We start from the raw sequence: 22,313 nt of genomic DNA, 5'->3' as shown, positions 1-22,313 counted from the left end.
CTACAACTAATTTTACTAGATATTCTCGCATTTCTCTTGATAATACAGCCATCCTACACACGCTCCCTTAATTTACTTTTAGTATGAGGGTCGTGTTTTAACATGTCCACTTTTTATGCTAACTCTACTTTAGTTGGAATATATTCATATTTAGTTGGAAAATTAGTCTATTTAGTTGGAATTTTGGACGATTTAGTTGGAAACAAAATAAAAAAGAGCCGCCCGTATATCAAGGGACAACTCCTTTAAATACATTACCAGCCAAATACGGACATCAGACATTTACTTTATTTATATTTTTTTGTGTGAAGAGTGCCGCATTCTTCCCTGCAATTCGTCCGAATACGGATCCAGCCATGAGACCGGTACCTCCTGGATAGTTCGAATAAAATAAACCACCTACCACTTCTCCTGCTGCATATAATCCTGGAATGGATTGATATAAATTATGTTGCACTTCTGCTTTTGTATTTATTTTTAATCCTCCAAACGTGAATGTTATTCCACAAGTGATAGCATATGCTTCAAAAGGACCTTCATCGATTGTATTTGCCCAATTGCTTTTAGGAATGGATAATCCACTTGTGCATCGTCCATCTTTAACATTGGGATTGAATGGAATTTTCTGTCTAACTGCTGCATTATACTCTTCTATTTCATGAAGGAAGGCATCACGAGCTACACCTTCCATTTTTTCTGCTAGTTCTTCAAGGGTATTCGCCACTACTTTTGAGACTTTTTTTCCTTTGTATTCTTCCCGTAATAATGGCTTTACTTTTTGGTCGAAAATTTGCCAAGCAGCTTGATTCGGTTGTTCTAATATTAACTTTCCATATTTCGCATATGTGTAATTCCTAAAGTCTTCACCTTCATCAAGAAAGCGTTTACCGTTTTCATTAATAACAATTCCTAACGGATAACTTAAACGCTGGAAACCTTCCTCAAAGTCTGGTAAATATCGGTCTCCACCTACAGCATGTGCACTGGACCAGTTTCCTGCTGAAAGTGCTCCGATATCGAGTGCCATTTGGATACCCTCTCCCGTATTAAAACGACTACCACGTGTATGCGCTAAATCCCAGTTAACACCTAAATATTTTGTCCGCATAGCAATATTCGCATGAAATCCACCAGAGGCAATGATAACGGCTTTTGCATGAATTTCCTTGGTTATACCATTTTGTTTGTATATAACACCTTTGATCCCTTGATCATCCGTTATTAAGGAAATGGCTGGTGACTCGTATAGAATGTCGATTCCTAAAGATTGTGCACGCTCATGTAATTTATCGACGAGCCCTTTTCCTCCGCCTACAGATTCTAACACCATGCCTCCCCAAAATTGAAAGCGACCGTCCACTTTATATGCTTGACGTCCATAAATAGGGATAAATTTAATCTTATGACTTGTCAGCCACTTCATCGTTGGAAAACTTTCACTCGTTAATAATGATGCCAGCTCTATATCCGTTCGATAATTCGTCACACGGCACATATCATCAAAAAATTCTGATTCTGTATAGGTTCCAAAATCAATATTTCGAAGCTCTTCATCATTTAATTCTGGAATGATAGCTTGGATATCTTTTGCATCCTTATAAGCAAAGCGGATGGAGCCATGGGTAAAAGTTGTATTACCACCTTTCAAAGTTTCCGGTGATTTTTCTAAAACGATAACAGTTGCTCCATTTTCATGGGCCGCTAAAGCCGCGCACATTGCAGCATTTCCTGCCCCAATGACAATAACATCTGTTGACATAATCAATGGATTGTTCAATGGGTTTCTGCTCCTCTCGATTAGCTTATAATTGTTAATACATATTAAATATCTTCTTTAAAGAAACTTTGAATTAAATGATTAAATTTATCTCTTTGCTCTATTTGCGTCCAATGACCACATTCGCTAAAGACATGTAATTGTGCGTGTTGCAGATGTTCTAATAAATAGTAACTAGATTCTACTGAACAAACCTTATCCTCTTTTCCATGCACCAATAAAATATTATTGGGAATTCGTTTTAAAGCGACTGTTGGTATGGGAACTGCTGCCGTTGCAAAAATGGAATCATTTGATCGACGTACTTCTTGACGCATTGCATTATCAAATCGAGAATCTGTTAATGAATCGATTATGGGTTTCATTTTTTCGACATCGTAAACAAACCACTGCATAATTTGTTGAAGTTTTTTCTTAGACGGGTTTTCATAGAAATGTTTGGCGCGCATCAACTCAAAACTCACTTTTGTATTTGGTGTTCCCCCTGGGCCCATCAGTACTACACGACCAAAACGTTCTGGGTACTCAAGTAATAATTCGAGAGCTACAGAACAACCTAGCGAATTACCAACAATATGAGCTTTTTCAATGTTCAACTTATCAAGTAGTTCAATTATTTGTTCTACCCAGCAGTCCATCCAAGCCTGACGATTCTTTAATGGTTCTTCTGGATGACTGCTCTTGGCAAAGCCATATAGATCTGGTGCTATGCAATGATATTGTTGTCTACACGCTTCCAAAGCATAACTCCAATTTGCGATGGCCGTTACACCAGGTCCAGATCCATGCAGAAATAATACCTTTTCTTCATTTGCCTCTCCCGAATAATTCAACCAGGTACTGTAATTTTCGGTTTGAATTAACTTACTGTTAATTTTCACCTTCTCTGATAATGATGTATTAATCATGTAATATTTCCTCCTAAGCTTCGATTGTAATTTTGTTAAGCTCTTTGTCTTGAATACTATCACCCCAGTATGTATTACCAAGGGGACGTTCAGATTCTAACCACTCGACAGGCTCCCAATCTGGCTCAAAAATTAAATATCCACCACTAAATAACTCAACTCTGCAGCCGCTGCCTGGGTCCATCACATAAAGATACATCGCCTGGGTGATACCATGTTTTCCAGGTCCTACAAACTCAAGATTATGTTCTCTTAAAATATCTGCTGCACGCAAAATATCTTGAGAATCATCTGTCCAGTAGGATAAATGATGTAACCGAGCTGGTGTTGGTAAATCAGGTTTCATCACAAGTGCAACGTCATGTACAAGAGCTGTAACACTCATCCAACCAGCAATTACGTTTCCGTTATTTCCCCGTAAAAACTCACGCATTTTAAACCCTAGAACATTTTCTAGAAAGTCATAAGCTACTTCTGAATCCATTGATGAGTGAATATTCACATGATCAAAACGTCTTGGTGATATTCCTTTCGCCCATGATTTGTATGTTTGATTTTTTAAAACGGAACGACGATGCTCTGCAACTTCCGGTCTTTTAACATCGTAGTATAATTCAAATGTATGGCCGCTAGGCAAGGGAAAACGAATAGCCTCACCTATTCCTGGTGTTTCCCAAGCAGCAATACGCTCTACAGCTACGCCACCCTCTTCTAATAACTGTTTGAATTGCAGGACATGATCACGTTCTTTTGTTCGAAAGCCAATATGTCGTACATAGCCACGATCTCCTACTTCTAAAGAAAGTGTATGGTGTTGAAAATCTCCCCAGGCACGGAGATAATGCACCCCATTAATTTCAGCAGTCTCCTCTAAACCAATTACTTCTTTAAAAAACCACAATGATTTTTTTAAATCTGGGGTTACTAAAGCTAAATGTCCTAGCTTAGCAATTTCTGGTTTCATAATCAATTAAACCTCCTATTTACCTAGTTGTACTTAGTATTTTAAGAACTTCCAAAAATTTTTACTAGAGAAAAAATTGCTTGAAAACCTTTGAAATTTCAATAAAAACATACACATTTCCAAAAAATTCAGAGAGGTAGTGATTATTTCTACTAAATGAATAGTGGAGGCTAAATGTATGGCTTTCTATGCACAATAATTATTGGTATATTCATCACTATTCCTTCCTATTTACCTTTAAAAACTAATAATCTTTATTGAAATTATGATTAGTTTTTAAATGCTTTTTACTCTTAATATAAATCAGAAAATTAGATAAGTTAGTTGTAGTTAAAAATAATAGTAGAGGAGCTATATATATGAATAAACTCTTAAATAGAGAAGCGGATATAGTAGAAGAAGCTCGAAATCTTGTAAGTAGTTTAAGAGCTAGAGCAAATGAAACAGAAGAACTTAGACGAATTCCAGAAGCTTCTATGAAAGAATTCAAAGAAGCGGGTTTCTTCAAAATGCTGCGACCAAAACGTTATGGTGGCCAAGAAATAAATATGCGAACTTATAGCGAGGTCATTGTTGAAATTTCTCGTGGATGTGGTTCTAGTGGTTGGATCGTAAGTTTATGTGCTATTCGAGAACTTATGGTAGCCCAATCATTTTCAGAAAAAACACATAAGGAAATCTTTGAAGGAAAAGAAGAGGATGTATTATTCGCAGGGGTTTATGAACCACGTAAATGTATTGCTAAAAAAGTGGATGGTGGCTACTTAATTGAAGAAGGATTTTGGATGTTTTGTTCAGGCTCTTTACATGCTACCTGGGGATATTTTGGTTTACCTATTGTTGATGAAGAAGGTAAGCTTGTTGATCAAATTTTAATGACTTTACCATTTAATGAGTTAGAAATTATGGATGACTGGCATGTGTTAGGTTTAAAGGGTACTGGTAGTAATAGTGTGAAAATGCATAATATATTTATTCCAGATCACCGCTGTACTTCTTTCGTGGAAGCATTGAATGGAAATTTTGAATCTACACATTTACGTGAGATTTCGCTCTATCACACAGCTTTGTTCCCTGCGCTTATCTTATCATTAGGACTTCCAGCATTGGGGCTTGTAAAGTATGCTTTAGAATTTTTCATAGAAACCTTACCAAATCGGCGAGCTGTTCATATGGGGGTTGAATTTATTAAAGATGCAGCGAGTACACATGCATTATTAGCATCAGCCTCATTAAAAATCGATACTGCCCAAAGACATTTCTATCATGTAGCTGATGAGTTAGATAGATGGGCAAGTGAAAAAAAATATATGGATCCTCATGCACGTGTGAAGACTTTGGCTGACATAGGCTATGCGAATGGTGTTTTAAAGGAGGCGCTCGACTTGATATTAGAAGCCAGTGGATCTGGATATGTATACGACGGTCATCCACTGCAACGTATTTATAGAGACTTTACCACTTTACACTCACATCGTTCTCTATCACCTACAATTACAAAGGAAAATTATGGTCGAGTACTTGCAGGTTTAGAATCTAATGGTGTTCGCTATTAAGAATTAACTAGATTCTCAAAACATGCTCTTAGGTTTTTAGTTAGCCTAATTTAAGATGATTCCTGCTTCTTTCAGGAGTCATCTTTTTTCTGTTCTCCTTACTTCAACATCCTTTCAATACCTAAGAGGTACATTTCATTCATGGAATTTATTTAGAATGACCTAGTAATCGACTAATCTATAAGTTCTTTTAAATATGCAAAAAAAAATGGATCAACCCTTTTATAGGCTCACCCATTTTTATTTTATCAAAATATTAGGTGACTTGTTAGCTGGTTGATTTCACAGAGATACCATAATCTAGTCCAGCATGTAAATCACTCTGTAAATTGTAAAATTCTCTTAGTTTTTCTACAGCTTCTTCTGGTGGCCTCGCATTAAAGAAGCCTTTTCTCGTTATTGTTACTCCAGAATTTTTTTTCAAATCATATAATGTTTCACATAGCTTAATTCCGGCAGCAAATGAATCAATAATTGGCACATCGCCAATTCTACTAATACCATGGGTTGCCAAAAATACATTCATTGGACCCTCTCCAGGAACTATCACATCTGCACCTAGTTCTATTGCTTTTTCTGAAGCGCTTATAAAAGCAGCGATTACTGGATCTGGATCTGAATACCCTTCCAAAATATCGTAAAAGCCAATATTTGTTTGTACAATTGGACCAAGTTTGGAACCTAATCCGTATCGTTCTATATTACTTATCAATTGATCTGCTAAAGGTTCAAGGAAGTTTACTATACCGATACGATCTCCCAATATGGAAGCAACATGAAAGGAAGCTTGTCCATATCCAATAACAGGTATATCTACTAATGTACGTGCTTCAAATAATCCAACATCGGGAATAGTCCCAATAAACATACAATCGTAACCTGCTTTTTCTGCAATAAGTGCATTTTTAATAAATTGTTCTTTATGCAAACTTTGCAAATAGTTATACGTAATAAAATGTCCAGGATATTGAGTAGGATATGTTTCATTGGACATCCCATGTAGTACAACTTCAACATCTGGGCGTGCTACTTTTTTGATATGATTAATCACGGCATCTCGATATTGTGGGATGTTTTCAATAGACGTCAAGCTTTGATGCCAAATCTTCACTTCATTTCACCCTTTCTTCCTGTTATTTCGTAACTGGTATATTCGCTAAAGCTGTACGTACTGCAATTCTTCCAAATATAGCTGCTTTTCCAAGAGAACTTCCAGTCATATATCCCGCGCCGTGAAATCCTCCAACCGATTCTCCTGCCGCATATAATCCATTAATAGGTTCGTGATAAGGATTTAATACTCTTGCATGTTCATCTACCGCAATTCCTGCATAAGTTGCCAGCATTGCAACAGTAGTTCTCATACCATAAAACGGACCTTCACTTATCGTTTTCAGTTTTCCGAAATTATGTGTTAATGTGCTCCGTCCAAAATGTCGATCCAAGCCCTTATTAACATCGATATTATATGTTTGTATCGTTTCATTTAGGTTATTTTCCGGTACATTTATTTTACGGGCTAACTCATTTAATGAATTTGCGTGTTCAATTAATCCTAAATCTAGTAACTTTTTAAAATCATATAATGCATCTCCATGTACACTTTCATTCATAATTGCTTGATCCCATATTTGATAGGTAATTCCGTTTGGTTGTTCCAATGCTTTTGTTCCTATTGATTTATATGATATTGATTCATTCACAAAACGTTTTGCTTCCTCATTAATAATAATTGCTCCTTTGTAAAAGACCAATCCTTGTGATTTACGGGGACCATCCGCAGATGGATGAAAACCATAGGTCCCTTTTAGAAAAGGAAAGTCACGCATCCAGGCACCTTGTTCCCATGCGAGCTTAATACCATCTCCAAGATTTCCATTTCCTCCGATTCGCAATGCTCCCTTCAATTGGGGAGCAAATGCATTCAATAGAGTTTCGCTTCTTGAGAAACCTCCGGAAGCAATAATTACACCATCTTCTGCGATTGCTGTGAATTCTTTTCCATCTTTTCTATACAAAACTTCACTCACTTTTCCATCTTTGTTTTTACGAAGCCTTTTCACATCTGCATTCAATATAAAAGTGACATTGGAATTAGATTCGGCAAGCATAAATAATCTTTCTATGGCCTGTTTAGGGGTAATTTGATGTCCTCTTGGCACACTATGTCCACTTACTGCTTGAACAGCATGAAATTGCACACCATTCTGCACTAACCATTGATATGTTTCTTGTTGATGCTTGCCATAAGCTTCTACAAGCGCTCTTTCATTTGAACCTTCACCAATAGAAAGCATATCATTTACTAATATCTCAGTAGAATCTCGAATTCCTTCTTGCCTTTGTATATCTGTATCAGCAAATGCCATATATCGCCCACTTAATAACGAGCTCCCACCAATTTCATTTTCTTTTTCTAAAATTAGCACTCGTACATTATTAGAAGTGGCTTCAACAGCTGCGCATAATCCAGCCATCCCCGCACCTACAATAATGATATTGTAGCTTTCCATAGCCATTACACTTCCTCTAGTTCAAATTGCTTAACTACTTCTAGAGCTGCTTCACAGACCTGCATATCGTGTGTATAGTGACCTCCACTAACACCAATTCCTCCAATTAACTCGCTATTTATTTTGATTGGGTAACCTCCTCCAAAAATAATAAGTCTTTCTGTATGAACAATCCCATGTAAAAGTGGAGGATCGTCTTTTAGCCGATCATACCATTCATGAGTTGGACGATTATATGCTGCTGCAGAGAATGCTTTATTTTGTGCAATCTCTAAGCTTAATACGGGAGCACTGTCCATAGCAGAAAATGCTTTTAAATTTCCAACTTTATCAACAATTGCAATGCTAAATGGCATTCCTAATTCTTTTCCTTTATCAACAGCAACCTCCAATAATTTCAAAGAAAGGTCTAAGCTAATATTTTTTGATTCAATAGATGTTATCATTTTATTCATTTCTATTCCTCCTTCGTTTAATTTGTTGAAATTGGTTGGCCTGCACCAAATGCTTCAATTGATGAAGCAGTAACTGCTTTCATCTTAGGTAAACAAAAATCTACAATAATATTTGCTAGATCAATTGGTGCTAACCAACCTTCTTTATTTATGTTGTCACCTAAATCATCTGTCATCTTTGTATCAACAGGTCCGGGACATATAGCATTTACTCGTATTCCGTATGGCTTTAATTCTTCTCCAAGTGCTTTTGACAATCCAATAACAGCATGCTTCGAGCTAATGTAAGCACTTCTGTTTGGTCCACCTTTTGTTCCCCAAATGGAAGAAATATTAATAATGACCCCTTCTGATTGGACCATCATGTCAGGTATTACCTTTTTACATAATAAAAATGGACCTTTAACATTTACGTCATGAATCCAATCCCACTCTTCAATTGAAGTATCTATAAAAGGTTTTAGACTCATAGCTCCTGCATTATTTATCAAAATAGAAATGGATCCCAATGTCTTATTGATGAAATCTATTATATTATCTACATCTTTTTCCTTTGATACATCTCCTGTTATAACAACAGTTTTGGTTCCATATGTTTTTTGAATAAAATTAGAAACTTCTTCACATTCAGATGCAGAACGAGAACAAATTGCTACGTCCGCACCCAGTGAAGCAAGCAAGATACATGTTTCTCTTCCTATTCCTCTTCCTCCTCCAGTGACTAACGCTACCTTCCCCTTCAGCTCCTGTAACATAATTTTCCTCCCTATTTTATAAATTCCTCTTTTTTTACATCCACATAATCTACAACATGTTCTCCCGACCGCTTACCATATACAAGACCTCTCAATACGGAAGTACCACCTGGATACTTTCCGTAATACAAGCCTGCTGTTTCTCCTGCAGCATATAATCCTGGAATTGGTATATCATCGTTCGATAGTACGCGCCCATTTGTATCTGTTGCCAAGCCACCGTTAGTAAAGACATTGCAACAAATAATTGGATATGCAATAAATGGACCTTGATTTATTGGAATGGACCAATTGGATTTTGGAGGTGTAATGTTAATTGCTTTTTTATTGTCCTTCTTATTCCACTGGAAATTCCCAGGTTGAACCGCTTCATTAAATTGAGTTACTGTTTTTAGCAAGTTTTCTGGAGAAATCTTAATTTTTATTGCGAGCTTTTCAAGGGTCTCTGCTTCAAAAGCTTCAACTTCCGTTTGCAAAGCATCTTCATAATTAGGGATATTATAAATTTGTTGATCGGTAATCATATAAGCTACATGATTTGGACAATCATAAAAAATTTTGCGAGCTACTTCTTCATACTGTTCGTCAATTGTAGCGATGCCTTCATCAGTAAAACGTTTTCCATCTTGATTTACTAAGATGCCATATGGATAGAGCATAACCCCAGCTTCCTCACGTTTACTCCTTGGATCAACAGTCTCGGCATGAAAAGAATCAAATTGTCCTGCACTTTTTGCTCCTATACTCAAAGCAAGACGAATCATTTCTCCTTTATTAAATAATCCTCCTTCAGCAACTGTCGGAATTTTATGGGCATCTTTCCCAATATATTGAGCCATCATTTCTTGGCTTCCTTGAAATCCTCCTGATGCTAAAATTACTGAATTTACTTTTAGGGTTACGGAAGAGCCATCTTTAATTCGAACCTTTAGAGTTTCTACAGCACCATCTTCATCTAAACCTAAATTCCAAACAGTGGATTCATACAATATTTCTACTCCAAGTGCTCTAGCTCTTAATGATAGTGCATCAATAATCGCTCTCCCTCCACCTATAGGTAAAAGACGTGGTTTTGAGGCTGTTAAAAACATAGTAGGCAAATAATCGAACTCTACCCCTTTTGATTCTACCCAGCGCAAAGTTGGACCAGCCTCCTTTGCTAGTGTTTCAATGTATGCTTTATCCGAAAAATTGTCTGAGAAATTCAACATGTCATCTATAAAATTTTCAGCTGGAGTATCGATATTTTCCATGCGCATGTATGCTGCTGTCCAACGAGAATTGCCCCCTCGTTGTTCGTATGGTGCGCGTTCTAAAAGGGCAATTTTCAACGTTTTCCCTTGCTCTTTTGCTCTTTCTGCAGCTGCTAGAGCAGCAGATGTTCCAGTAACTCCACATCCGATTACGACCAAATCATAATCTACTTCTCTCACCATCTTTTTCCCTCCCATAGGTTTCAAAATTATTTACAGCATACTTTTGTTCCCATTCATTAATTTGTTTTAATTTAAATAATTCCTGTCGTTCCTCCCAAGTGCATATATAATCCCCTATATTTGCATGGGATTCATCTCTAGATAAAATTGTGAGACTATCGCGAATACCTTTAATTGCTGAACGCAAAATTGTATTAGCACATAATACAATTTGAAAACCTAGTCTTTCTGCTTCTTCTAAAGAAACTAATGGGGTCTTTCCACCTTCTACGAGATTAATAATATGTGGTACATTTGAAATTTCTTTCGTAATTGTGCTTAATTCCTCGATTGTCGTGGGCGCTTCTACAAATAAAACGTCCGCACCTGCTTCTTTATAGGCGTTTGCACGGTCTAAAGCTTCCTCTATTCCGTAAACAGCTAATGCATCAGTCCGTGCAATAATAGCTAAGTTTGGGTCTGTTCTAGCGTCTAAAGCGGCTTTAATTTTACCTATCATTTCCTCTTTAGAAATAACTTGTTTCCCGTTAAAATGACCACATTTTTTAGGTGAAATCTGATCTTCTAACTGAATTGCAGAAGCACCAGCTCGCTCTAATTGTTTAATAGTTCTCATGACATTAATGGCATTCCCAAATCCGGTATCCCCATCAACAACGATAGGAATTGTAGTTACATCTGATATACGGCTAACTATATCTGCAATTTCGCTTACAGTTGTTAAACCAACATCTGCCCAACCAAGCTGAGCATTCGATATCCCTGCACCAGTGGCATAAATTGCTGAAAATCCAAACTCTTCTATTAATCGAGCTGTCATAGCATCGTAAGCCCCTGGTAGTATGAAAGGTTTATCCTGTTTAATCAGCTGTTGAAAAACATCTATTTTTGACATGTCCCCATCCCCTTTTGATTATGATCGTAAGTAGCTTGCAGTGAGTTATCTCTCAATATTTGCATGTAAAGAACCTAGCCGAACTACACATAGTCTTTTAACCATTACGTATCCGCTTTCTAGTTAGGTTACATTGACATAATTAAGTTCACTTTTCCCTTTTCAATCTCCTACTAGAATAGTATTCTATAATCCATTAAATTTTATGAAAATTCAAAAGATTATTCTAGATAAAAAATTGTTCAAAAAACAAACTAAAACCAATAATAACTATCGATTTTCGTTTGAATACAATATCTGATATTAAATTTTTCAATAAATTTTATCGAAGTAGTCATAACCTGTGGACCTCAACGTCTTCATGACCAACATCGTGTTGGCCCTAGCGGCTCGGCCCCGCCCGCGGAAATCGTCCGCCCTGAGCGAAAATGTCAATTCTATTTATCCTATTTTTTATAAGAAAAAAGACTATAGATCAACTCAAAATCCTTAGAGTTTGTCTACAGTCTGGCCCTCCCTTATATAATTAAATGAAAGGTATCTTTTATACATTTAAAGCTAAACGTTGTGCCACATCGAAAATCAAATCCTCTTGGCCACCGATTGCTTTCATTTTACCAAGCTCAACTAAAATATCGCGCTCATCTACTTTAAATTTCTTTGCAGCAGACTGAGTATGAAGCAAGAAGCTAGAATAAACACCAGAATACCCCAAAATTAAGCTAGAACCCGTTATCTCCTGGGGTCTTTGCATAAATGGTGCAACAACATCATTCGCGACATCTAAAATATCATAAAGGTTGATCCCAGTGCTATATCCTAAACGTTCAAATACGCCTACCATCACTTCTGTTTGTGTATTCCCACTTCCTGCACCTAAAGCTCTTAAACTACCATCAATATACGTTGCCCCAGCTTCCACCGCAGCAATTGTATTAGCCATAGCCATCGATAAATTATTGTGACCATGGAATCCTATTTCACATGATACATTTTCCTTTAATGCTTTAATACGTTCCGTCACATCATGAGGTAACATATAGCCAGCTGAATCAGTTACATAAATAATTTCTGCTCCATAGCTTTCAAACAATTTAGCTTGTTCTACAATTTTAGCCGTAGGTGCCATATGAGCCATCATTAGAAAACCGACTGTCTTTAATCCAAGCTCTCTTCCTAAACTAATATGCTGAGCAGCAACATCTGCTTCTGTTACATGAGTTGCAACACGTACCATCTTGGCTCCTGCTTTTACCGCATCCTGTAAATCATCTTTTATTCCAATACCCGGTATAAGGAGAACAGATACTTTTGCGTGGCTGCATATAGAAGATGCTGCTTCTATTAACTTCAATTCATTTACTTTAGAGAATCCATATTGTAAAGAAGAACCACCTAATCCATCCCCATGTGATACCTCAAAATAAGAAACACCTGCTTTGTCTAGTCCTCTAGCCGTTTCTGCTACCTGCTTTTCTGTAAAAGAGTGCCTCATTGCATGACTACCATCGCGGAGTGTTACATCTAATATTTCAAACGATCGATTCACTGCCACTCCTCCTATACCTTTGATGTTAATACATGTTTTGCAAGTTCATTTGCAACTTTTGCAGCTGCAGCAGTCATAATATCTAAATTTCCAGAGTAGGAAGGAAAGTAATCTCCTGCTCCCTCAACTTCTAAAAATACAGATATTTTTCCACCGTCTATCTGCGGGGTACCTCTCAATCGATAACCAGGTACATATTTCTGTACTTCCTTAACCATAGATTCTATGGAAGTAATAATTTGCTCATCATGGCCTTCCTCTAACACTAGTGCATGAACAGTATCACGCATAATAATCGGTGGCTCAGCTGGATTTAAGATTATGATAGCCTTTCCTTTTTTCGCACCTCCAACAGATTCAATGGCTCTTGATGTTGTGTGTGTAAATTCATCAATATTTGCTCGGGTACCCGGTCCAGCACTTTTACTTGCTACAGTGGCCACGATTTCTGCATACTCAACATCAATAACTCGATGAATAGCATGGACAATTGGAATAGTAGCCTGTCCTCCACAAGTTACCATATTTAGGTTAGAAGCATTAAAATGCTCGGTTAGATTAACAGTTGGCACAGTAAATGGTCCAATGGCAGCTGGTGTTAAATCAATTACTTTCTTCCCAGCTGCTATTAATCTCTCACTATGTGAATGATGAGCATACGCTGTAGTGGCATCAAATACAATATCGACTAGATCAATCTTTTCCATCAACCCATCTATCCCATTGTCAATCGTTACATATCCTCTTCCATTAGCACGAACCAATCCTTCTGATTTCGGATCAATACCAATCATGACTTTCATTTCAAGCGCGTCACATCTCTCAATCTTATACATCAAATCTGTACCTATATTACCTGAGCCTAAAATACCTACTTTTAATTTATTCAAGATGCTTCAACACCTCCAGTAAAAGAAATTGTTACATCACCTAGTGTTTCAAATATAGCTGTAAATGTGTCACCAGGTTCGAAAGTAAGAGCTTTCGTTAATGCACCTGCTAGAATAATCTCACCTTTTTTAAGAGAAATATTGTATTCGGCTAGTGTATTAGCTAGCCACGCAACAGCATTCACGGGATTTCCTAGAACAGCTTCACCCTTTGCTCCATCAATTAGTTCATCATTTTTATATACACTCAATTTTTCATTCACTAAATCTACATTATCAATTTTTGTTCGCCTTTTACCAATCACAGCACCGGCAGATGAACCGTTATCTGCCACCGTATCCTCAAATTTAAACTTCCAATTCTCAATACGGCTATCGATAATTTCAATTGCTGGCACAACATATTCCGTAGCAGCAATAACATCGTCGGCAGTTATATTTGGTCCTTGTAAATCTTTGTTTAATACAAAAGCAATCTCAAACTCAACTTTTGGTTGAATAAAACGATTTATATGAATAGAACTACCTTCATCGAAAATCATATTATCTAATATATGTCCATAATCAGGTGTAGAAACATTGAACATTTCTTGCATGACTTTACTTGTTAAACCAATTTTCTTCCCTTTGATAACGGCACCTTGCTCTACTTTTTTCTCAATCTGATAAATTTGTATTTGATACGCATCCTCAATAGAAATGGCTTCTATTGAAGATGTAAAAGGAGCAATAGTTTTTTTTTCTTTTTCTGCTTGTAATAAGGCTTCCGCAGCAGCCACAATATTCATACCTTATTCACTCCTTATGATGAAATAACTTCAACTTCAGCAAGTTGATGATATTGTCCGCTAAAGAATAATAACGGATTACCTTCTTCTAATTTTATATCTAACACTTTACCAATAAATAGAGTATGATCACCCTCTACATGTTCTGAAACTACTTCACAAGATATTTGTGCTAATGCTCCAGGAAGTACTGGTAAACCATCTAATGTTTCAAACTTTATTTCAAGATCATCTTTTAATTGACCTGCAAATTTCATTGAATATTCTTTCTGATTTTCTGATAATATATTCACTGCAAATCTTTGAGTAGTTTTAATCTTTTCTAAAAAACGCGCTTTATGACCAATGGAAACTACTATTAGCTTCGGATCGAGTGACACAGACATAAACGCATTAGCCGTCATCCCATGGGGAGCATTTTCAAATTCAGTTGTAATGACAGTTACGCCAGTTGAAAATTTACCCATTGCATTTCTAAATAAACGATCGTCCATTATAAACCCTCCTAATCATTCCTTTTTATGCTTTAATAGTTGGATTATCTTCCGTCTTGGCAGACATCTGATCTCCCCAAAAAGTAAATCCAATATCCATCTCGTCTAAAGTCCATACAATTGGTTCCCAGTCAGGCTCAAAAATTAAATAACCATTCGTGAAGATTTCCACGCGTAAACCACTTCCAGGATCAATTGCGTAAATATACATTGCTTGCGAAATACCATGCTTACCTGGTCCTTTAAATTCAATGCCATGTTCAGTGAGAATATCTGCTGCCCGAAGTAGATCCTGTGCATTATCTAACCAATAAGAAATATGATGAATTTGGTTAGGTGTTGGAGCTTGTGGATCATAGCTTACCGCAATATCATGCACGAGCGGTGTCACACTTAGCCAAGCACCAACTAGGCTATTATCAGGGGCTTGCACGCATTCGCGTAACTTAAATCCTAATTTTTCTTGTAAAAAATCAGATATTTCATTTGCGAGCATGGATGACAGTATATTCACATGATCAATTCTTCTTGGCGATACACCTCGAGCCCAAGATTTATATGTTTGATTTTTTAAGACTGAGCGACGTTCTGGTGCTGCTAATGGTTTTTCTACATCATAATAAATTTCAAAAGTATGCTCACTAGGTAGTTTAAAACGAATGGCACGACCTTGCCCAGTCTCTACACCGGCTTCAATCCACGTTACTTTCGTCCCAGAATCTTCTAAAATTTTTGCAAAACCATCTACATCTTCTGGTCGTTTTGTACGCCATGCAATATGATCAAGTCTTGCTTCATCACCTTGTTGTAAAGAAAGCGTATGATGCTCAAAATCACCCCATGCTCGCAAGTAAATAACACCATCTACCGTTTCTGTTTCCTCTAAACCAATAATTTGAGTAAAAAACCATTTGGATTTTTCTAAATCGGTTGTAATTAATGCAAAATGGCCCAATTTAGCAATTTCTGGTGTATGCATATATTTCCTCCCTTTTTATAAATAATTGAATTTCTATATTTAAAGAATTAAGATTCACTTCTTATACAAAATAAGAGTTAGGTTCGAGTCCACACATTACACGCCCGTATGTTTCTATTAAACTAGAAGGTGTAATAAACCCATGTAAATGCATGGTTATGAAATCTCGGTATACTAACTGAAATTGATTGTTATTATAGGCAAATATCGAGCCAGCTCCAGCGACCATTAAATCAATCGCTTCTTTGCACAATTGATTTACGTAACCAAAATCTGCTTTAATTTTTATAGATTCCTGCAATGTTAATTCTTTCCCTTGTTTTGAATATTCGTCCAACAAATCCACCGCACGATATAAGTGTAATTCTGCAGAATCAATTTTTAACTGGGCTTGAGCTACCTGCATATGGGTCAACGGCGCCTCGTTCATTTTGTGATAAAAAGTATTTCCAATCCCTGCTTTTTGAACACGCTCCATGTGAAAATCCATAGCCGCTTGTGCAATGCCTAATGCTGAACAAACAATGGATAATGTTAATGAAGGCACGAATGGCGTTTGATAAAGTGGTACAGTCCGTAATTCTTCAATCATATAATGACGTTTGTTTGCCAAACGATCTAACGATACTCGGTGCTCAGGAACAAATACATTCTTGGCAAGGACGCTATTACTACCAGAACCCTTTAGTCCCAATACATGCCAATCATCTAAAACTTGTAGTTCATTTCGAGGAACTACCATAATAGCCATTTCCATACCACCATTGCCATCCTCTAACGGAAACCCAAAGTAACACCAATCAGCAAGGGTACTTCCAGATACAAATGGCCATTGTGCCTCATTTATTAGATAACCCCCCTCTACTTTCTCAATATCGCATTTTATTGGTTTAAAATTACCGGCTAAAATGACTTCTTTCCCAGGTACAAAGATTTCTTCTAAAGCTTCACGCCCAAAGGCATATGAAATCATATAATCACGAATATTACTAAGGGAAACAAACCAACCTGCTGATCCATTTCCCCGAGCAATTTCCGTCACTACTTGTGTGTAAGTGCGCATATCTGTTTCGTAACCACCAAAAATCTTAGGTCGTAGTACCTTCAGTAAACCATTTTCTTTTAAAGCATCTAATACTTCCTTTGTTAAACTGTTATTTTTATCTATATTAAAACTTTCTTCTCGAAGCATTGGAATTAAATCTGATGCTTTCTCTACCAGCATTTTACGTACATCTATTACTACTTGGCTCATTCATAATTCCTCCTTTATACAAATCTTCTATTAAACTGCTGTTCTACTAAAAAATTCACAAATCAACTTTACAAACTGCTCTTCTTGTTCGATCATTGCCCAATGCCCACATTTCTTAAATACGTGTAACTCTGCGTCTTCTAAATAGTCTAAAACGTATAAACTACTTTCTAATGGCACTAGTCTATCTTGATGGCCATGTATTAATAGAAACGGGTTTTTCATTCTTTTCAATGCAGATGGTGGGACGAGCATATCCGATAATTGTGATTTGGTGAAGTTTTCTACATAAGACTTACGTACATCTTCTCTTTCAAAAACCTCTAAACGTTCTGCAACTATTTTTTCTAATAATTCTTCTTTACCTGTGTCATCATATAAAAACCATCGGAGAAGATTTTTAAAAGCAATTGGATTTGGATCATTATGAAAGTTAGCTAGCTTCGATAACTCTGGTGTAGGTTGGGTTAAGCCACCTCCAGCGCCCATTAAAACAATTCTTTCAAAGCGTTCAGGTGCATACATTGCAAGATGTAAAGCAATGACTCCACCTAACGAATTTCCTACTAGATGAGCTTTTTCTATCTTTAAAGAGTCCATTAAATTTAACACTTGGTTGACACGTTGGGTCATCCATTGAGCCCCATTTTTTGGATACTCAACTGGGTGATCCGTATCTGCAAATCCTAATATATCTGGTGCGACTACATGAAAGTTATTACTCATTTGTGGTAATATATGTTTCCAATTTGCTTGAGCACTTGCACCTGGACCACTTCCATGAAGAAAAATAATCGTCTCTGGATTATTACTTCCTCCTTCGTGTATATAAGACTCATAACTTCCAGTTTGAATTTTTTTTGAAATAATCGTCATAGTATATCTTCCTACTTTCATTAAAATTTTAGGCAGTATAATGTATGATTGTTTAAGCAAAGATATATAAGATTTTAAATAATTTAATTAAATATCATTTAACTAAAATTTTAGCTAGTGCAAAAAAAGACATGATATAAATTATTACTTTGATTTTTGGTAATCTCTTAGTGAAATCTTGAGTTGCATCAAACAAGCTGCCAACTCAAGATTTTGGTATATAAAGGAATATTAACTATTTGTGTATAAAAACCCCCTATTATGGCTCCAGTGATATTTGAGGTTCTTGAGATGGTAATTTAATTGCAATTAACCATATTAGTGCTAAGCCAAGCAATCCAAGAGTACTAATTAGTAAAGGAAATCTTCCAATATCTTGATTTAGCATATTTAGAATAACTGCGAAACTAAAAGGCCCTATGATCCCCCCAACTCCTTGTGCGGCTACAGCAAAACCTACATAGGAAGTACCGGATTCTTTTGGAGTAGCATCCGAAATTCTAGCAAAGATACCCGGAAGTCCAATTCCCATCCCAATGCCACCTACAACACTACCTAGGAAAATCATTGTTAAGCTGTGTGAAAAATAGCAGATTCCCATTCCTAAACCTGTCATACATACCGCTACAGGCATATAAGTTATTTGAAGCTTATTCTTAACCCTTCCAAAAATAAGTCCGGCAAGCAACGTTCCAAAAGTAAATACAGAGATTGCCATTCCAGCTTCGGTTGCATTTCCTAAGTTTTCACCTTGAATAACAACTGATATATTCGTTACATAACCAAAAATTAGAGCTGAGTAAAATACTTGCCCAAGTGATACACCTAATACAACTCTTGGAATTTTTGTTTTCACAAAATGTTTTTCCTCTTTCACTTTCTTCTCTGGCTCAGGCAAGTATAAGAAGGTAATTGCTAAAATCCATAGTGGGAATAAATATGATAAGAATCCAAATTGCCATCCATATGCATCTGCTAATATTCCTCCTACTAATTGAAAGAAAATAGCGCCTATGCATGCAATTGTTGAGGTACCAAATCCAATTAAGAAATCTCTCTCTTTGTTTTCAAAGAAATCCGAAATAATGTCAACTGATAATGGCATTGTTATTCCCACACCCAAACCTAGGAGGCCACGAAATGCAATAATTAAAGGCAAGCTTTCTAAAAAGAAAGGCATTATCCCTCCAATAATAAATAAAGAGAGTCCTGTAAATAATAAAGTTCTTTTCTTGAAGATTTGTGTAAGCTTACCGTAAAAGAGTGCTGGAACGATTTGTATTAGTCCGGGAAAAGTCGCGACAAGCATTACAATTGTCGGGTTAAAATTTGGAAATGCAGCAATAATATCTGCCATAATCGAACCTGCAACTCCAGCAGCAACATCCTGGAATGCGATAATAACAATTAAAAACTTTAAGAAATTTTTACTAATACCTTTCCTCATCAAGTACGCCTCCTCTAATTTTTGAAAGACATTAAAACCAATACGTAAACAAACTTAAAACTAAGAAAATACTGTTACATGGGCTATATCACAATATAAAGCGCTTACATTTTATAATGTAATGATATGTTTTATAGTTTTCCTTTACAATATTTTCTTAGTTTTCCGTCATTTTATTATGGTTTACAGATGAGAAACTAGTAATTTTTATTACACTTTTTTAATCTATTTTTCTACTATAAGATTTGCAGTTTTGCTTAGTCTATATTCATCTATAACCAGACCCTCTGCTCTTCGCAAATGTCGTTCCATTAAATCTCTAACAAGAATTACATCCCTTTCTTGAAGCGCCTGTACGATTAATCGATGCTCTAATTGAGATTGCTCTCTAAATTTATCTTTAAATATTTCATTCGTAAATCGAACATAACGCAAATAATCCCAGTTTGACTTATTTAGGTTAAAAGCATAGTTATTATTAGATGATTGGTAAATTATACGATGAAATTGGTGATCTAGCTGTTCATATTCCATTTCAGATTCAACGTTTTCCATTAGGTCCAATATGTTAGATATTTTCTTTAATTGTTCTTTCGTTATAAATTTTGCTGCACATTGAGCCATATATACATCAATGGCTACAACTACCGCAAGTCTTTCATGCAATTCATCTAAGGTTGGAAGCTTAATAAAAACACCAACCTGAGGTGTAATCGTAACGTATCCCTCTTGTTCAAGCTGTGTTAAGGCCTTTTGTATAGGAGTTCTGCTCATATTTAGTTCTTTGGCAAGTTGATTTATATCTATCAATTGTTTTTGAGTAAATCTATTTCTCATAATCATTTGTTTGATTATTTTATAAGCCTGTGTTTTTTTCAATTCACACTACTCCTTACTCTAAATCGATATCACCTAACACCTTAAGTGCATCTAAGATTATCCATAGCTCAAATGCTTCTTTAGGGTTGCGTAAATCTTTGTTTAGATATTCTTCCAACTTCGATATTCGATACATCAACCCACTCATTGACAAGGAAAGTTCTTTCATTGATAGTTGCAAATTTCCTCCATTACCAAGGAAAACATATAGTGTTTTAAATAACTCCTGTTGTTTTTGTTTCTTTAATTGAAAAATTGGTTGTAGTTCTTCCATAGCATGTCTACGAATACTTTTCATATTTTTAGAATTAATCAAAGTCCCAATAATACTCATTTCTTCAAACTTTACTAGTGATCCATTACCCATACGTAATACAACATCTGCTTCATCTAAACTTTCTTTAATCATTTCAATATCATTCGATACATTACTTAAACCGATTCGACATTCTAGCTTAGGGAAAATCGAATGAAGATGTTTTAGCATATTTTCTAACTTTCTTTGAAAATCTACTACTTTGGGTAATAAAATAACAAGGGAGCCTTCAAATTGACAAATTAAAATTTTATAGCCTTGCATCTCTAAATATTGAATAATACTTTTCATAACTCTTTGATATACATCTTCTTCCTTTATTCCATCTACTTTCCCTTCACAAATTAATCGACCAATATAAAAAGGATCGTCTAGATGAATTCCAATATAATAACCCCTATAGACAACGCTCGTTCTTGAAGTATATTGTTTTAATAATAGTTGTTCTAAAAAGTACCCTTTCATATTTTCAAATGCTTCAAGGCTAGTTTTTTCATTGAGAAAACATAAAGAGATAACACTTGCGGCACGTTCAATAAATGATCTTTCTTGCTCTTGAAATCGAATATTCTTAGGGAGAATAAACGTGACGTACCCAATTATTTGTTTTTGAATAATGATTGGTGAAATAATTCTATTATGTTTTTTAGCTATTATTTCATTTGTCTTATCATATCTTATAAAGTATTTTCTTCCATTACTTGTATTAACAAGGCAGGTCCGTAAATCTTCATTTAGATTATTGTATTCTTCATCACTAATCCCTTTATATATCTTAGGCTTAAAGCTTAAATCTTCTATTGATACAGGGATATCTAAAAGATCAAAAATCGATGATGTTATTTCCTCCAAGTTTGCTCCATCTAATATTTTCTGTGTTAATGTATTATGAAAAGTAGAGATTTTTTCTACATTATTGCGTTGTTCTAATAGCTGTTCATATGTGTATTTTAATTCATCGATTATATGAGTATCTTCATAATGCTTTATTTCCTCTAGCATTTCAGGGTTCCATTCTTCTTCTACCCGCATTTCGAATGTACACTCGTTATCTCCCATAGCTTTACATGTTACTTCTTTCACATAAATTTTACGTCGACATGCTGTTGTCATATATCCACTTGCATACCCCGTCAAAGTATGACATACGGGATGTTCTGAAATACCATGATTTTTTATATGTTCCTTAGCTTCAAATGAATCGAACCAAGTACCTGTAGCATAAATTTCTTTCACTTCCTGTTGATCGGTAATATTAAAACTTCTTTCGGTCTGAACTCCACTGATTTGTCCTGTCTCAAGATGGATTAAGGATGCTTTATCTAATAATTTCACAATATCTTTTTCATCAACCATTAACTCCTTAACATGGCTTTCTCCTAATCGCCATCCATAGCGTAACAAAAATCCCTTTGCTCGTTTAACACCTAGGTTCATAATTAGCTCTTTTCTTAAAAGCCCAAATGTAGCGGAAGTCGTTAAAATTCTTTTATCTTCCAAAAAATCAAAACTTTGATTGTATAAACTCATAAAATCACCTCACTAAAATTCTAATAATATAAAATATTCTGCAAAATAAAT

At 35.8% G+C, this 22,313-nt stretch carries 20 protein-coding genes; 1 reads left to right on the top strand and 19 read right to left on the bottom strand.

What is annotated here, in order from left to right:
* Window positions 1-274: 274 nt before the first annotated feature.
* Genes tcuA through WAX74_RS19535 form a run of 3 tightly spaced genes read right to left on the bottom strand, consistent with a single transcriptional unit; the run spans window position 275 to window position 3,649 of the window.
* Window positions 275-1,777, bottom strand: coding sequence for an FAD-dependent tricarballylate dehydrogenase TcuA (gene tcuA / locus WAX74_RS19545; protein WP_336499341.1), 1,503 nt, complete (start codon window positions 1,775-1,777; stop codon window positions 275-277).
* A 44-nt stretch (window positions 1,778-1,821) separates the two neighbouring features.
* Window positions 1,822-2,685: an alpha/beta fold hydrolase gene (locus WAX74_RS19540; RefSeq protein WP_336499340.1), complete on the bottom strand. Its 864-nt coding sequence runs from the start codon at window positions 2,683-2,685 to the stop codon at window positions 1,822-1,824.
* Between the two features lie 13 nt (window positions 2,686-2,698).
* Window positions 2,699-3,649 (bottom strand): VOC family protein, encoded by a 951-nt coding sequence (locus tag WAX74_RS19535; RefSeq protein WP_336499339.1) that lies wholly within the window; start codon window positions 3,647-3,649, stop codon window positions 2,699-2,701.
* Between the two features lie 359 nt (window positions 3,650-4,008).
* Between WAX74_RS19535 and WAX74_RS19530 the strand changes: the two genes are divergently transcribed.
* Window positions 4,009-5,205 carry an acyl-CoA dehydrogenase family protein gene (locus WAX74_RS19530; RefSeq protein WP_336499338.1) on the top strand — a complete coding sequence of 399 codons (1,197 nt, stop codon included), beginning with the start codon at window positions 4,009-4,011 and terminating at the stop codon, window positions 5,203-5,205.
* 268 nt (window positions 5,206-5,473) lie between these two features.
* Here the strand turns inward: WAX74_RS19530 and WAX74_RS19525 are convergent, their stop codons facing one another.
* The 16 genes from WAX74_RS19525 to WAX74_RS19450 all read right to left on the bottom strand — a co-directional run bounded on the left by WAX74_RS19525 (window position 5,474) and on the right by WAX74_RS19450 (window position 22,262).
* The gene (locus WAX74_RS19525) at window positions 5,474-6,316 is read right to left on the bottom strand and encodes an aspartate/glutamate racemase family protein (protein WP_336499337.1); all 843 of its coding nucleotides are present in this window, start codon (window positions 6,314-6,316) and stop codon (window positions 5,474-5,476) included.
* A gap of 22 nt (window positions 6,317-6,338) precedes the next feature.
* A complete protein-coding gene (locus WAX74_RS19520; RefSeq protein ID WP_336499336.1) occupies window positions 6,339-7,718 on the bottom strand; it encodes an FAD-dependent oxidoreductase in 1,380 nt (459 codons plus the stop codon).
* Between the two features lie 5 nt (window positions 7,719-7,723).
* Window positions 7,724-8,173 carry a GlcG/HbpS family heme-binding protein gene (locus WAX74_RS19515; RefSeq protein WP_336499335.1) on the bottom strand — a complete coding sequence of 150 codons (450 nt, stop codon included), beginning with the start codon at window positions 8,171-8,173 and terminating at the stop codon, window positions 7,724-7,726.
* A 17-nt stretch (window positions 8,174-8,190) separates the two neighbouring features.
* The gene (locus tag WAX74_RS19510; protein WP_336499334.1) at window positions 8,191-8,928 is read right to left on the bottom strand and encodes an SDR family NAD(P)-dependent oxidoreductase; all 738 of its coding nucleotides are present in this window, start codon (window positions 8,926-8,928) and stop codon (window positions 8,191-8,193) included.
* A gap of 11 nt (window positions 8,929-8,939) precedes the next feature.
* Window positions 8,940-10,364 carry an FAD-dependent oxidoreductase gene (locus WAX74_RS19505; RefSeq protein WP_336499333.1) on the bottom strand — a complete coding sequence of 475 codons (1,425 nt, stop codon included), beginning with the start codon at window positions 10,362-10,364 and terminating at the stop codon, window positions 8,940-8,942.
* A complete protein-coding gene (locus tag WAX74_RS19500; protein WP_336499332.1) occupies window positions 10,342-11,259 on the bottom strand; it encodes an isocitrate lyase/PEP mutase family protein in 918 nt (305 codons plus the stop codon). The genes WAX74_RS19505 and WAX74_RS19500 overlap by 23 nt, the downstream gene beginning before the upstream one ends.
* Window positions 11,260-11,803: 544 nt before the next feature.
* Window positions 11,804-12,814, bottom strand: coding sequence for a 4-hydroxy-2-oxovalerate aldolase (gene dmpG / locus WAX74_RS19495; protein WP_336499331.1), 1,011 nt, complete (start codon window positions 12,812-12,814; stop codon window positions 11,804-11,806).
* A 5-nt stretch (window positions 12,815-12,819) separates the two neighbouring features.
* The gene (locus WAX74_RS19490) at window positions 12,820-13,698 is read right to left on the bottom strand and encodes an acetaldehyde dehydrogenase (acetylating) (protein WP_336499330.1); all 879 of its coding nucleotides are present in this window, start codon (window positions 13,696-13,698) and stop codon (window positions 12,820-12,822) included.
* Window positions 13,695-14,486: a 2-keto-4-pentenoate hydratase gene (locus WAX74_RS19485; protein WP_336499329.1), complete on the bottom strand. Its 792-nt coding sequence runs from the start codon at window positions 14,484-14,486 to the stop codon at window positions 13,695-13,697. The genes WAX74_RS19490 and WAX74_RS19485 overlap by 4 nt, the downstream gene beginning before the upstream one ends.
* A 14-nt stretch (window positions 14,487-14,500) precedes the next feature.
* Window positions 14,501-14,980 (bottom strand): flavin reductase family protein, encoded by a 480-nt coding sequence (locus WAX74_RS19480; RefSeq protein ID WP_336499328.1) that lies wholly within the window; start codon window positions 14,978-14,980, stop codon window positions 14,501-14,503.
* A 25-nt stretch (window positions 14,981-15,005) separates the two neighbouring features.
* The gene (locus WAX74_RS19475) at window positions 15,006-15,959 is read right to left on the bottom strand and encodes a VOC family protein (protein ID WP_336499327.1); all 954 of its coding nucleotides are present in this window, start codon (window positions 15,957-15,959) and stop codon (window positions 15,006-15,008) included.
* Between the two features lie 61 nt (window positions 15,960-16,020).
* Window positions 16,021-17,214, bottom strand: coding sequence for an acyl-CoA dehydrogenase family protein (locus WAX74_RS19470; protein WP_336499326.1), 1,194 nt, complete (start codon window positions 17,212-17,214; stop codon window positions 16,021-16,023).
* A 30-nt stretch (window positions 17,215-17,244) separates the two neighbouring features.
* Window positions 17,245-18,090, bottom strand: coding sequence for an alpha/beta fold hydrolase (locus WAX74_RS19465; RefSeq protein ID WP_336499325.1), 846 nt, complete (start codon window positions 18,088-18,090; stop codon window positions 17,245-17,247).
* 259 nt (window positions 18,091-18,349) lie between these two features.
* Window positions 18,350-19,537 (bottom strand): MFS transporter, encoded by a 1,188-nt coding sequence (locus WAX74_RS19460; protein ID WP_336499324.1) that lies wholly within the window; start codon window positions 19,535-19,537, stop codon window positions 18,350-18,352.
* Between the two features lie 225 nt (window positions 19,538-19,762).
* A complete protein-coding gene (locus tag WAX74_RS19455; protein WP_336499323.1) occupies window positions 19,763-20,416 on the bottom strand; it encodes a GntR family transcriptional regulator in 654 nt (217 codons plus the stop codon).
* Between the two features lie 13 nt (window positions 20,417-20,429).
* A complete protein-coding gene (locus WAX74_RS19450) occupies window positions 20,430-22,262 on the bottom strand; it encodes a V4R domain-containing protein (protein WP_336499322.1) in 1,833 nt (610 codons plus the stop codon).
* Window positions 22,263-22,313: the final 51 nt, after the last annotated feature.

This window comes from Psychrobacillus mangrovi (assembly GCF_037104765.1).
GTDB classification, from domain to species: Bacteria; Bacillota; Bacilli; order Bacillales_A; family Planococcaceae; genus Psychrobacillus; species Psychrobacillus mangrovi.
The sequence above is the reverse complement of the archived record's forward strand: the minus strand, read 5'-3'. Positions and strand labels throughout refer to the sequence as shown.